13 protein-coding genes are annotated in these 12,131 nt (G+C 64.6%); 6 read left to right on the plus strand and 7 right to left on the minus strand.

The window, feature by feature from the left end; genetic code table 11:
- The first annotated feature begins 17 nt into the window (after positions 1-17).
- The 3 genes from ACQPYR_RS30185 (at position 18) to ACQPYR_RS30195 (ending at position 2,344) form a co-directional block, all read left to right on the plus strand.
- Entirely contained in the window at positions 18-890 is an 873-nt protein-coding gene (locus ACQPYR_RS30185) for a geranyl diphosphate 2-C-methyltransferase (protein ID WP_433622303.1), read from the plus strand.
- 150 nt (positions 891-1,040) lie between these two features.
- On the plus strand, positions 1,041-1,619 hold the full coding sequence (gene idi, locus ACQPYR_RS30190) for an isopentenyl-diphosphate Delta-isomerase (RefSeq protein ID WP_433622304.1): 579 nt from the start codon (positions 1,041-1,043) through the stop codon (positions 1,617-1,619).
- Positions 1,620-1,999: 380 nt separating this feature from the next.
- The gene (locus ACQPYR_RS30195) at positions 2,000-2,344 is read left to right on the plus strand and encodes a hypothetical protein (protein WP_387295363.1); all 345 of its coding nucleotides are present in this window, start codon (positions 2,000-2,002) and stop codon (positions 2,342-2,344) included.
- A 4-nt stretch (positions 2,345-2,348) separates the two neighbouring features.
- Here the strand turns inward: ACQPYR_RS30195 and ACQPYR_RS30200 are convergent, their stop codons facing one another.
- From ACQPYR_RS30200 to ACQPYR_RS30210, 3 genes are all read right to left on the minus strand, one after another.
- Complete coding sequence (locus ACQPYR_RS30200) at positions 2,349-3,080, minus strand: aspartate/glutamate racemase family protein (RefSeq protein ID WP_433622305.1); 732 nt, start codon at positions 3,078-3,080, stop codon at positions 2,349-2,351.
- The gene (locus tag ACQPYR_RS30205) at positions 3,080-4,564 is read right to left on the minus strand and encodes an NCS1 family nucleobase:cation symporter-1 (protein WP_433622306.1); all 1,485 of its coding nucleotides are present in this window, start codon (positions 4,562-4,564) and stop codon (positions 3,080-3,082) included. The genes ACQPYR_RS30200 and ACQPYR_RS30205 overlap by 1 nt, the downstream gene beginning before the upstream one ends.
- An 86-nt stretch (positions 4,565-4,650) precedes the next feature.
- Positions 4,651-5,373 carry a GntR family transcriptional regulator gene (locus ACQPYR_RS30210; RefSeq protein WP_433622307.1) on the minus strand — a complete coding sequence of 241 codons (723 nt, stop codon included), beginning with the start codon at positions 5,371-5,373 and terminating at the stop codon, positions 4,651-4,653.
- A gap of 162 nt (positions 5,374-5,535) precedes the next feature.
- Here ACQPYR_RS30210 and ACQPYR_RS30215 point away from each other — a divergent pair, with 162 nt between their 5' ends.
- Together ACQPYR_RS30215 and ilvA are read left to right on the plus strand one after the other, a co-directional pair.
- Positions 5,536-6,705 (plus strand): serine hydrolase domain-containing protein, encoded by a 1,170-nt coding sequence (locus ACQPYR_RS30215; protein WP_433622308.1) that lies wholly within the window; start codon positions 5,536-5,538, stop codon positions 6,703-6,705.
- 72 nt (positions 6,706-6,777) lie between these two features.
- Positions 6,778-7,998, plus strand: coding sequence for a threonine ammonia-lyase (gene ilvA, locus ACQPYR_RS30220; RefSeq protein ID WP_433622309.1), 1,221 nt, complete (start codon positions 6,778-6,780; stop codon positions 7,996-7,998).
- Between the two features lie 37 nt (positions 7,999-8,035).
- Here ilvA and ACQPYR_RS30225 read toward each other — a convergent pair whose 3' ends face one another.
- From ACQPYR_RS30225 to ACQPYR_RS30240, 4 genes are all read right to left on the minus strand, one after another.
- Positions 8,036-9,010, minus strand: coding sequence for an ABC transporter substrate-binding protein (locus ACQPYR_RS30225; RefSeq protein ID WP_433622310.1), 975 nt, complete (start codon positions 9,008-9,010; stop codon positions 8,036-8,038).
- Between the two features lie 53 nt (positions 9,011-9,063).
- Positions 9,064-10,098, minus strand: coding sequence for an ABC transporter permease (locus ACQPYR_RS30230; protein WP_433622311.1), 1,035 nt, complete (start codon positions 10,096-10,098; stop codon positions 9,064-9,066).
- Positions 10,095-10,871, minus strand: a complete 777-nt coding sequence (locus ACQPYR_RS30235; RefSeq protein WP_433622312.1) for an ATP-binding cassette domain-containing protein — start codon at positions 10,869-10,871, stop codon at positions 10,095-10,097. The genes ACQPYR_RS30230 and ACQPYR_RS30235 overlap by 4 nt, the downstream gene beginning before the upstream one ends.
- A gap of 150 nt (positions 10,872-11,021) precedes the next feature.
- Positions 11,022-11,423 (minus strand): DMT family transporter, encoded by a 402-nt coding sequence (locus ACQPYR_RS30240; RefSeq protein WP_433622313.1) that lies wholly within the window; start codon positions 11,421-11,423, stop codon positions 11,022-11,024.
- A 32-nt stretch (positions 11,424-11,455) separates the two neighbouring features.
- Between ACQPYR_RS30240 and ACQPYR_RS30245 the strand changes: the two genes are divergently transcribed.
- Positions 11,456-12,130 carry a hypothetical protein gene (locus ACQPYR_RS30245; RefSeq protein WP_433622314.1) on the plus strand — a complete coding sequence of 225 codons (675 nt, stop codon included), beginning with the start codon at positions 11,456-11,458 and terminating at the stop codon, positions 12,128-12,130.
- Position 12,131 lies beyond the last annotated feature (1 nt).

Below are 12,131 nucleotides of genomic sequence, written 5' to 3' on the forward strand. Positions count from 1 at the left end.
CGAGAGGATGATCAGGCATGACCATGCTCAATCCCGACACGGGGTCCGTCCTGCGCACCAGCTACCAGAAGGCCGTTGCCGAGTACTGGAACAACAACCCGAATGACGACCGGGTCAATACCAAACTCGGTGAGGTCGACGGGCTGTTCCACCACCACTACGGCATCGGCGAACCCGATCAGGCAGCGCTGGCCGGACCGGCGGATTCTCGCGAGGAACGGATCGTCAAGGAACTGCACCGCCTGGAGACCGCGCAAGCATCGCTGCTGCTGGACCACCTCGGTGATATCCGGCCGGGCGATCGGCTGATGGACGGCGGCTCCGGCCGCGGCGGTACGAGTTTTATGGCCAATCAGCGCTTCGGCTGTCAGGTAGACGGCGTCACCATTTCCGAATACCAGGTCGGCTTCGCCAATGATCAGGCCGCCCATCGCGGTGTCGCGGACAAGGTGCGCTTCCATTTCCGGAATATGCTCGAAACCGGTTTCGACACCGGATCCAGGCGCGGCATCTGGACCAACGAAACCACCATGTATGTGGATCTCGGCGAGCTGTTCGAGGAGTTCGCCCGGCTGCTCGAACCCGGCGGTCGCTACGTATGCATCACCGGCTGTTCCAATGATGTCAATGGCGGGCGTTCGGCCTCGGTCAGCTGGATCGACGCCCATTACGGCTGCATGATCCATCCGCGCAGCGAGTATTTCCGGGCCTTGGCCGACAACAATCTGGTGCCGGTCAACGTCATCGATCTGACCGCCGCCACGATTCCCTATTGGGAGCTGCGCACCGAATCCGAGCTGGCGACCGGTGTGGAGAAGCCGTTCCTGACCGCCTACAAGGAGGGCAGCTTCCAATACCTGCTGATCGCCGCCGATAAGGTGGGGCGATGAGCGAGCGTAGCGAGCCATCCATAGGCACAGCACCATCGGTCACCGCGGAGCCGAGCGTCGGCGAGGCGCAGGCATGAGCGCGCGGAGCGAGCGAATCATGGGCACAGCACCATCGGTCACTGCGGAGCCGAGCGCCAGCGAGGCGCAGCTGTGACCGAAACGCTGGCGAAGCCGATCACCGACCGCGAGGCCCTGCCTGTCGAGCTGGTCGACGCGGCCGGGCGCGCGGTCGGTGCGTGCCCGGTAGCGCAGGCGCATACCGCGCCCGGGCTGCTGCACCGCGCGTTCTCGGTGCTGCTGTACGACGATGCGGGTCGGGTGCTTTTGCAGCAGCGTGCCGCGGTGAAGACACGGTTTCCGCTGCTCTGGGCCAATACGGCGTGCGGTCATCCGGCGCCGGGTGAGCCGGTGGTGGCGGCCGCCGCGGTCCGGTTGGCCGAGGAGTTGGGGTTGGCCACCGCGCTGACCGAGGTCGGAATCTTCCGGTATCACGCCCAGGATTCCACGACCGGTCGGGTGGAGCACGAATGGGATCATGTGCTGATCGGACGGCTCGATGCCGAGTTCCTGCGGACCGCGGCGCCGCGGCCGGATCCGGCGGAGGTCGCCGACTACGCGTGGATCCAACCGGAGGCGCTGCGGGATGCGATCGCCGACGACCCTGGGAGCTATACGCCGTGGCTGCTCGGTGTGCTCGATATCGCCGAAGAAGCGGTTCGGGTCATCTGAGGCTCGTTGGGGGTCGTCGCGCTGACCCGGCCGTTTCAGGTTCGTAGGCCGGGTCAGCCAACGATCATCTCCCGCCGTCCCCGCGTAATCGCCGCGGCGATCCGTAGCTGCCGCCGCGATGCTTCGTAACTGGCTGCCTGGGCCAAGTCCCCTGCTCCTTGCTGGTTTTGGTTCGCAACATGTGCTGTACGACTTTCAGCATCTGAGATCTCATGTTTCAATGCGCATATCTACGTTTCAGCAAGTATTTTTGCCAAAATACGGGGGGCTTGTAACACCGGTCGAAGCCTTCGAGAAATCACAGGAACGACACAGGGTGCGAACAGGAGCGACTCGGATCCTGGATCGCGTACGAGGTCTTGAATTCAGCGAGGTGCACGATGGTCGAAGTCGAAGTCACGGACGACAAAGTGACGGTTCATGTGCTCGGCGGGCACCGACTGCTGGCCCTGCGCGAGCACGTGACCTTCGATCTGGCCGATATCAAAGAGGTGACCCCCGCCCCGGTCGATCTGCGCCCACCGTGGGTCCGCGCACCGGGCACGTTCTTTCCCGGCGTTATCGCGGCGGGCACCTACCGCGGCAAGGGGCGAAAAGAGTTCTGGGACACCAGATTCGACGGCCATGCCATTCTCATCGACCTTGCAGGCCCCGGGTTCACCCGTCTCGTCGTCGATGTCGACGATCCCGATGCGGCGATGGAAGCCCTGGCCGCAGCCGCCTGACAGCTCAGGAATTCGAGCCGAAGGAGCGCAGCGGGCCGCTATACGCCTTGGGTGGTGGTGCGGCGAACTCTCCCCTACCCGATTTGCGCAGGCCGAGGGTGATCAGCGACTGGGCGGTGAGGGTGGCAGCGGCGACGCCGTCGATCACCGGTACACCGATCTCGTCGCGGATGTGGTTGCAGAGGTCGGCCATGCCCGCGCAGCCGAGGACGATCGCATCGGAACCATCGGCGTCGACCGCATCGCCGCATGCCTCGGTGACGACTTTGCGGGCATCCGGATCTTCCAGTGCGAGCACCGGGATTTCGCAGGCGTGGATGCCGCGGCAAAAACGTTGCATGCCATAGCGATACACCAGCTCGTCGGCTCGGCCGATGGTCCGGCCGAGCGTCGTGACGATGCTGAATCCGCCGCCGAGATGACTCGCGGTACGCATTGCCGCCTCCGCGATGCCGATTACCGGCCCGCGTGCCAGTTCTCGGGCCGCGTCCAGGCCCGGATCACCGAAGCAGGCGATCACGTAGCCGTCGACACCCTCCTGTTCGCCGCGTCGGATGGCGGCGAGAATGCCCGGGACGCTGAGGGCTTCGTCGTAGTGACTCTCGATCGAGGCGGGCCCCATCTCGGCGGTTACCGCGTCGAGCAGTGTGTCCCGGCCCGCTACGGCCTGGGCACACTGCTCGATCGTGTCGGTCATCGCCCGCGTGGTGTTCGGGTTGACGACCTGGATGCGCATCAGGCGGCAACTCCCTGCACTGCCAACCGGGTTCGGGTGGCCAGCAGGTAATAGGTGAGGAAGCCGAGGCCGCAGCCGATGAACCAGCTGTACTGCGCGGCGGTGTACATGCCGGTGACATCCTTGGCCAGCACCGGGATCACCGCGATGATCGCGCCGACGGCGGTTGCGATGATCGCCGCCGGGTTGTAACCCTTGCTGTACCAGTAGGATCCGGTCTGCGACAGGGTGAACAAGTCGTCGACGACAACCTGCTGTTTGCGCACCAGATAATAGTCGGCGATGAGGACACCGAACAGCGGGCCGATGAATGCGCCGAGCACCTCCAGGGTGTAGTGGATGACCTCCGGATTGTTGTAGAGGTTCCACGGGGTGATCAGGACCGAACCGACCGCGGCGATCATGCCGCCCGCGCGCCAGCTGATCCGCTGCGGGCTGACGTGTGAGAAGTCGAAAGCCGGCGAAATAAAGTTGGCGACGATATTGATACCGATCGTGGCGATGGCGAAGGTCATCGCGCCCAGCACGATCGCGAAGGTGCTGTCGATACGGGCCACCGTCGCAACGGGATCGGTGATCAGCTCACCGTAGACCGGGACCGTCAGCGATGCCGTGATCACGACCAGCAGTGAGAAGAGCAGGAAGTTGACCGGCAGCCCGAGCAGGTTGCCACGCCGCACCACCGCGAAACTCTTGCCGTAGCGGGAGAAATCGCCGAAGTTCAGCATCGGACCGGAGAAGTAGGACACGACCAGCGCGATCGCGCCGAGCATGACCGGGACCGAGGCCCAACCGGTGTACTTCACCTCGCCGAGCTTCAGGTCGATGGCACTCCAGCCTGCCTTGGCGATCAGATAGCCGCAGAGCAGGAACATCACGACATACACAGCGGGACCACAGAAGTCGATGAATTTGCGAATCGATTCCATGCCGCGCCAGAACACGCAGGCCTGCACGACCCACAGCAATAGATAACTGCCCCACCCGAGCAGTGAGAGACCGAGGAAACCATAGTCGTCGACGACCGCATACGGAGCGAGGCTCGGAAATAGTTTCACCAGTACGACATCCAGTGCCGCCGAGGCGAGAAAGGTCTGAATCCCGTACCAGGCGACGGCGATCAGGCCACGGATGATGGCCGGGATATTCGCGCCGAGCACCCCGAATGCGCTGCGGCACATGACCGGATACGGCACACCGGTCACCTGACTCGGCTTGGCGACCAGATTGCAGAAGAAATAGACGATGGTGATGCCGATCAGCAGCGCCGCGAGCACCTGCCAGCTGGCGAGTCCGAGTGCGAATAAGCTGCCCGCGGTGACATAGCCGCCGACGCTGTGCACGTCCGACATCCAGAACGCGAAGATGTTGTAGGAGCCCCAGGTCTGCTTGCGCAGTGGGGCCAGGTCCGCATTTGTCAGCCGTGGGTCGTAGGCGGGCGGCGCGAGTACGGGCGGGGCCGCGGTGGTGAGCGTTTCGGTCATGGTGTTTCCCATCCGAAGGTGAAACTGTTGATCGAAACGACAGTAGAAACCACGCATTGCCCGGCCATTGCGCAGTTATTGCCCGGCTATTGCGCGATCGATATATCTTCCGGCGCGAGCAGTCCGGTATCGGTGGGCAACGTCGCGATTACCGTCTCCAACCTGCGGTGATGCCGTTCGGCGATCAGCAGCAGGCGATCCACATCCCGGGCCATGAAAGCATCGAGCATCAGCGCGTGATCGGTGTGCAGGCGCACCCGATCAGCGCGGCCGATATGCACCATGGACTGCACCGGCTCGGTGACATTCCACGCCGATTCGAGCATGTGCAGCAGTCGGAACATCCGTGACGGCTTGGTCAGCGCCACGTGGAAATGGCGCGACTGACGGTGGTATGCGACCGGGTCGTCATCTCGAATCGCCTGTTCCAGTAGCGAATTCACCTCGAGCAAACGAGCGCGGTCGGCGTCGGTGGCATTGCGCGCCGCGGCCGCCAGCGACGCGGTTTCCAGGGTCTCCCGCGCGATATACATTTCGCGCAGCTCGTTGGAGGTCAGCTGGGCCACCGCATAACCGCCGTGCGGCTGATGGGTGACCAGTCCCTCCCCGATCAATGTCTTGAGCGCCTCCCGCACCGGGATATGGCTGACGCCGAACAATTCGGCAACCTCGCGCAACGGGATCACCGTGCACGGCGGCACGGCCCCATCCAGAATCACCCGGCGCAGTTCGCCGAGGATCACTTGCGGTCGGCCTGGTTCGTCGACAACCAACCTGGCCAGTAGCGCCGATCGTCGTCTCGGGGGCATGCGGCCACGCTATGCGAGCCGTGTTGCGATCTCGGTCGCGGATATGACGGTCAGGAAAAGTTCACCGAACCGACCGGTCTCACGGTTGGAATTTCGGCTCCGCGATGGCCGCGGTCGCTGCCGTGCCATGCTGTTGGTTGGTCTAACGACAGAGGTAATCCAATGACACTTACCGCAACGCAGTCGGTGGATCGTCGCTATGTGCGCCTGGTCGCCGAATTCGACAGGCTGTTCCGCAGGCCGAGCGACGGCGGCGGGGCGCTCGTGGTCTATCAACACGGCGAACCGGTCGTGGATGTGTGGGCCGGATTCGCGCATCCGGGCGTGCCGTGGGCCGCCGATACCGTGGCCATGGCCTATTCCACCGGCAAGGGTGTGGTCTCGACGCTGGCGCACCGATTGGCCGAGCGTGGACTGTTCGATTACGACGAGCCGGTCGCCACCTACTGGCCCGAATTCGGGGCGGCGGGCAAGGAGCGCATTACGGTGCGGGAAATGCTCACCCACCGGGCGGGTCTGCATCGGCTGCGCGATCTGCTACCTGGGCCGGTAGCGCGTTTCCTGGACGATGCCGAGGTCACCGCTGCGCTCGCGGCCTGCTCCCCCGACCCGCGCCACCTGGTGACCAGCGGCTACCACGGAATCTCCTTCGGGCACTTGGTCGCCGAACTGATCCGACGGGTCTCCGGTTCGGATTTCACCGAGCTGTTGCGCACGGAAATCGCGAGACCGCTCGCGGCGGAGGAACTCTGGTTCCGCGTGCCGGAATCCGAACGCGGCCGCATTGCCACCAACTTTCCTCGGCTCACCGTTGCGGGCATGAGTTGGGAAAACAGTGCGCGGCTCATGGGCCGGACTCGTTTCGCTGCGGCCGCCGAAACCACCCCGCGCGGATTCGCGGATATGGTTTCCGATCCGCGGCTGCATGATTCGGTGATTCCAGGCGTCAACGGCGTCTTCTCGGCGCGTGCCCTGGCGAGGATGTACAGCGCGCTCGCGACCGATGGTCGGCTCGGGGACTTCCAGTTGCTGCGTCCGGAGACCATCGAGCAGATCACCCAGCGTCAGGTCTTCACTCCCGATTACGTTCTGGCGTTTCGCATTCCGTGGGCGCTGGGTTACCACGGTGTGCCGATGAAGCCGTCGAAGGTTGATCCCATCTCCGCGTTCGGCCATTTCGGTCTCGGCGGTTCGGGGGCGTTCGCCGATCCGGCCACCGGGATGTCGCTGGCCTTCGTCACCAATCGGCTCGGCGGGAAGCTGACGCCGCTCGGCGATGCTCGGCTGGCGCGGCTCGGTGCCATTGCGCATAATCTCGCGAAGGCCGGATAGGCGCGCGAAATCATCGGATGATTTCTGCCCATGTGGCAGCGCATCCGTGCCATGGGCTGGCAGCATGGGCGCATGGAGTTGCTGGGACTGGACCGTATCGAGGCGGCCGCGGCGGCATTGGCGCCGGTGATTCGGCGGACACCGGTGGTCGCGTCACGGGTGTTGTCCGAACACGCCGGAACCGAGGTGCGGCTGAAGTGCGAGAACCTGCAGCGGACCGGCTCGTTCAAACCGCGCGGGGCATACTTCCGGATCGCGAACCTCCCGGCGGAAGATCGGGCGCGCGGCGTGGTGGCGGCCAGTGCGGGCAATCACGCGCAGGGGGTGGCGTGGGCCGCGGCTTCGCTCGGGATTCGCTCGACGGTATTCATGCCGGTGGGCGCTTCGCTGCCGAAGCTGGTGGCCACCAAGGCGTATGGGGCCGAGGTGCGGCAGGTCGGTGAGACCATCGACGACTCGCTGGATGCCGCACTGGATTTCGCCGAGCGGACCGGTGCGACGCTGATCCATCCGTTCGATCACGGCGATATCGTCGCCGGGCAGGCGACGGTGGCCCTGGAGATCATCGAGCAGATGCCCGAGGTCGGGACTGTGATCGTGCCGACCGGCGGCGGTGGGCTACTCGCCGGGGTCGCCATTGCCCTGCATCATGTCGCACCGCACGTACGGGTGGTTGGCGTGCAGGCCGCGGAGGCAGCGGCGTGGCCCGATTCGCTGGCGGCGGGTAAACCGGTGCGGGCGACGCGGATGTCGACCATGGCCGACGGCATCGCGGTCGGGCTGCCGGGTGCGGTGCCGTTCGCGCACGTCGCGGCGCATGTGCCCGCGGTGGTGACGGTCGACGAGGATGCGCTGTCCAAGGCGCTGCTGCTGTGTCTGGAACGCGCGAAGTTGATCGTCGAGCCCGCCGGTGCCGCTGCGGTGGCGGCCCTGATGAGTTGCGAGCCAACGGAACTCGGGTTGCAGGGGCCGGTGTGCGCGATCCTGTCCGGCGGCAATATCGATCCGATGATGCTGACCAGGATCATCGGACATGGTCTCGGCGCCGCCGGGCGTTATCTGGCTGTGCGCGTGACGATTTCGGATCGGCCCGGTGCGTTGAGCGGATTGCTCGCGGTGGTCGGGAAGACCGGTGCGAGTGTGGTGGATGTGGTGCACTCGCGGACCGGTGGGTGGCTCGCGGTCGACGAGGTCGAGGTAGCGCTGACGTTGGAAACGCGGGGTCCCACCCATCGCGACGATGTGCTCGCCGCGTTGGAGAATTCGGGATACACGGTGCGAGTGGAGGATTAGCCGGGTCCGAGCGTGCTCGGACCCGACCTCGCCCCCGTCAGCACTTCCGCTTGTAGAAGTACTTCGAGTTGGCATCCATATCGGCCTGGGTGATCGCCACCATATCGGTCTGAATATTGCGGGTGACCGGCTTACCCTCCAGCGCGGCCGCGGCCTCGTCGACGCCCTTCGCACCGATCCCGGCCGGATCCTGCGCGATAAGCGCCTGCACGGTGCCGGCTTTCAGGTCCTCGACCTGTTTCGGGCTCGCATCGAAGCCGACCAGTTTGACCTGGCCGAGCTTATTGGCATTGCGTAATCCGGTGGCCGCGCCCTCGGCCGAACTCAGGTTGGTGGCGAAGATCCCGGCAAGGTCGGGATGGGCGGCCAGCGTCGCGGTCACGATCGAAGCCGCCTGTGCCGCTTCATTGTTGTTGTACTGCACGCCGAGCGAGGTAATGCCCGGGAAGGCCTTGACCGCATCTTCGAAGCCCTGGGCACGCGCATCGGTGGTGGAGGTTCCGGCCTTGGTGTTGATCACCAGCACGGGTCCCTTGTCGCCGATGAGCTTGGCCAGCGTCTGCGCCGCGAGCTCGCCGCCCTTCTTGTTATCGGATGCGATCGACGACAGCGCGATCGACGTGTCGTCCAGCGCGGTATCGACTTCGATGATTTTGATCCCGGCATCCTTGGCCTGTTTGATCGGATTCGCCATCGCCTGCGCATGTGTCGGGGCGATCAGGATGCCGCCGGGCTTATTGGCCACCACACCGGTCAGTACCGGAGTCTGCGCGCCCGCATCGAATTTCGTCGGCGCCTGTGTCTGCAGCTTGTAGCCGAGTTTGCTCGCCTCGTCCTGCGCGCCGCATTGCATGGAAATATAGAACGGTTCGTCGGCGACACCGGGAATCAGCACCAATTTCTTGGCATCAGTTCCGCCGGAATTGTTCACCGAGCCACCACATCCCACCATCAGCGTGCCGACCGCCGCCATCGCGCCGATCATCACCGCGGTCCGCTTCGCCACCCTCATTTGGCTACCTCCGCCTTATTCTCTTATCGCGCAGTGCTGTACTGCTTACCTCTCTACTTGCGGTCCCGGGCACGGCGGCGCAGTTGGTCGAACCACACCGCCCCCACCAGAACCGCGCTCACCGCGATCGGCTGCCAGAACACCGGCACCCCCGCGATGACGAATCCCTTGCGCAGCACCGACGGAATGAAAACGCCGATTACCGTGCCGGCAATGGTGCCGATTCCGCCGAAAAGGCTGGTCCCGCCGATGACTACACCGGCGATGGCATCCAGATTGTCGGTGCCGTGTCCGCCGATGGTGGTGGTGCCGAAGTAGGCCAGATTCATGAATCCGGCCACTCCGGCGAGTAATCCGGTCATCAGATAGACCAGCACGAGGTGGCGGGTGACCGCGATGCCCGAACGCCGCGCGGCCTCCTCATTGGAGCCGATCGCGTAGGTGTAGCGACCGAACCGGGTGGTGTGCAGCACCCAGGCGGCGAGCACCGTCACCGCCGCCGCGACCAGCACCAGATTCGGTACGCCGCCCAGCGACGTCCCGAAACCCAGGGAGTTGCGCAGTTTATCGGGCACCGTCCTGGTGTCGACACCGCCGGTGATCAGTTGTGCCGCACCGAGTGCCGCACCGAAGGAGCCGAGGGTGACGATCAGCGGTGGAATCTTGGCCTTTGCCACCAGAATTCCATTCAGCAATCCCCAGATGCCACCGCCCGCAATGGAAATCAGGAGGCCGACACCGATAATTCCCCAGCCCGCGCCGGTGGCGTTCTCGTCGGGGCTCAGCCATTCCATCGTTTTCGCGCCGAGTACGCCGGCGAAGATCAGCACCATGCCGACCGACAGGTCGATGCCCGAGGTGATGATCACGAAGGTCATGCCGACCGAAAGCACCAGCAGCACCGAGGTTTCGATCAGCAGCGTCTGCAGGGTGAAACGGGTCGGGAAGGCGTCGGGGCGGATGATGCTGAAAACGATGCACAATACGACGAGCACCACACCGATCCACAGCGTGCTAGCGCCGAGAAGCCGTTGCAGCGCAGTGCGTTCCGGCAGATCGGGGCCACCATTCGGCTCTGCTTTCGTCATGCGGCGTCCTCGTGTGACAGCGCTCCGGTCATCGCGCCGACCAACTGCTCCAGCGTGGCATCGGCGGCGACGAATCGGGCTACCCGCTTGCCGAGGCGCAGCACCTCGATCCGGTCGGCCACGGCCAGCACCTCCGGCATATTGTGGCTGATCAGTACGACGGCAATGCCCTGGTCACGCACGTTGCGAATCACCTCGAGCACCCGTTCGCGCTGCACAACGCCGAGGGCCGCGGTCGGTTCGTCCATGAAGACGACCTTGCTCGCCCACAGCACCGCACGCGCCACGGCGACACTCTGGCGCTGTCCGCCCGACAATGCGCCGATCGGCACATCGGTGCTCTGCAGCGTCACGCCGAGGAGCCGGAAGTGTTCCACGGCTTGGGTCCGCATCGCCCGCTTGTCGAGCATGCCGAGTCTGCCTGCCAATCCGCGGCGAACCAGCTCTCGGCCGAGGAAGAGGTTGGCGGCCGGGTCCAGATCGGGTGCGACGGCGAGGTCCTGGTACACGGTTTCGATGCCGAGCCTGCGTGCGGCGGTCGGTGAGCCGAGCACCGTTTGCGAACCGTCCAGCAGGATGGTCCCCGAATCCGGTTGTTCCGCCCCGGAAAGGCATTTCACCAGCGTGGACTTGCCCGCACCGTTATCGCCGATCAATGCGACGACCTCACCGGCGCGCACCTGAAAGTTGGCTCCCCGCAACGCCTCGACACCGCCGTAGCGTTTCACCAACGACTGGGCCTCGAGTACTACATCGCCCGCTTCCGATGCCATACCGTCACCCGCGTCGACTCAGTTGAGCAAACGTCCGATCCATCGGCCGATGCTACGTTCGCCGCCACCTCTCATGGGACGAATTCGACAAAATGCGCAGGGCGCAACGAGATTGATCAGCCGAACACCGATAATTTCGCAGCGCGGATGTCAATGTGCGCCACCGAGTTCCAATGCAAGCACACCGAGAATCACCAATCCGATGCCGCCGACCTGGATCAACGAGAGTCGTTCGTCCAGGAATAGGACACCGATGACGGCGATGGCCGCGACGCCGACCGCCGACCAGATGCCGTAGGCGACACCGATCGGCATGCCGCGCTTCAGTGCCTGGGACAGGAAGAAGAAGGCCGCACCGTAGCCGATGACCACGATGATCGAAGGCACCAATTTGGTGAAACCGTCAGAGATTTTGAGCGAGACGGTCGCGGTGATTTCGGAGGCGATGGCCAGCGCCAGCAACAGCAGGGTCATCGGCGCAGCGTAAACCCGGGCGGGCGGGGTGCGGTCGGCGCCATAAGCATTCGACCATCCCGATCGAAAGGTCGGCACCGCACAATTCGGTCGTCGATCGAGGAGGGACAATGGACGCAGCGGTGATCTTGGTCCTGGCCGGGCCGATCCTGATACTGGTCACGCTCATTGTGTTCGTTCCGCTGACGATTCGTGCCGAGCGCGAGCGCCGAAGGATCTTGCGGCAGTGGGCGACCCAGCACGGGTGGACGTTCGCGGACAGGTCGCGGGCTCGGTGGGTCTCGCGCATGCCCCGGGGTGGACGCTATCTGGGCGTGACATTGACGGGGCAGATCGGCGGGCGCTGGGTGACGGTGGCGGAGTACAGATATGAAACGGAAACCGTCGGTGCGACGGTCGGCCCACGTTCCGCGTCGAACAGGACTACGACAACGCACCACCTGATCGCGACCATGGTGCTGCTGGACCGCCCCTTCCCATCGGTCAACGTGTCCACCCGCGGCATGCTGTCCAAGCTGGGTCGCACACTGTTCGGCGACAAGCCCACCGCCACCGGCAATGTTTCCTTCGACTCACGCTTCCGGATCAATGCCGTCGATCCGGACTTCGCCCGCTGGCTCGTCGGCAAACCGCTGATCGACGCGCATCTCGCCGGAACCGTCCCGGACTGGAGCCTTGTCGGCCAGGAGTTGCTGACATACCGAGCGGGCCGACTGCGCGACCCATCCGCGATCCCCGCAATCGCCGCCCCGCTGGTGCGTGTGGCGCAGTTGTTGGGTCGCTGAC

It is taken from the genome of Nocardia sp. CA-120079 (assembly GCF_050955745.1).
Lineage (GTDB): Bacteria > Actinomycetota > Actinomycetes > Mycobacteriales > Mycobacteriaceae > Nocardia.

Coding starts and splice junctions, on each gene's coding strand:
- ACQPYR_RS30235 (WP_433622312.1), bottom strand. CDS start 10,871: ATGGCATCGGAAGCGGGCGATGTAGTACTCGAGGCCCAGTCGTTGGTG.
- ACQPYR_RS30200 (WP_433622305.1), bottom strand. CDS start 3,080: ATGCGCATCCAGGTCGTCAACCCGAACACCACGCGGGCGATGACCGAC.
- ACQPYR_RS30195 (WP_387295363.1), top strand. CDS start 2,000: ATGGTCGAAGTCGAAGTCACGGACGACAAAGTGACGGTTCATGTGCTC.
- ACQPYR_RS30205 (WP_433622306.1), bottom strand. CDS start 4,564: ATGACCGAAACGCTCACCACCGCGGCCCCGCCCGTACTCGCGCCGCCC.
- ACQPYR_RS30245 (WP_433622314.1), top strand. CDS start 11,456: ATGGACGCAGCGGTGATCTTGGTCCTGGCCGGGCCGATCCTGATACTG.
- ACQPYR_RS30230 (WP_433622311.1), bottom strand. CDS start 10,098: ATGACGAAAGCAGAGCCGAATGGTGGCCCCGATCTGCCGGAACGCACT.
- ACQPYR_RS30225 (WP_433622310.1), bottom strand. CDS start 9,010: ATGAGGGTGGCGAAGCGGACCGCGGTGATGATCGGCGCGATGGCGGCG.
- ACQPYR_RS30210 (WP_433622307.1), bottom strand. CDS start 5,373: ATGCCCCCGAGACGACGATCGGCGCTACTGGCCAGGTTGGTTGTCGAC.
- ACQPYR_RS30215 (WP_433622308.1), top strand. CDS start 5,536: ATGACACTTACCGCAACGCAGTCGGTGGATCGTCGCTATGTGCGCCTG.
- ilvA (WP_433622309.1), top strand. CDS start 6,778: ATGGAGTTGCTGGGACTGGACCGTATCGAGGCGGCCGCGGCGGCATTG.
- ACQPYR_RS30185 (WP_433622303.1), top strand. CDS start 18: ATGACCATGCTCAATCCCGACACGGGGTCCGTCCTGCGCACCAGCTAC.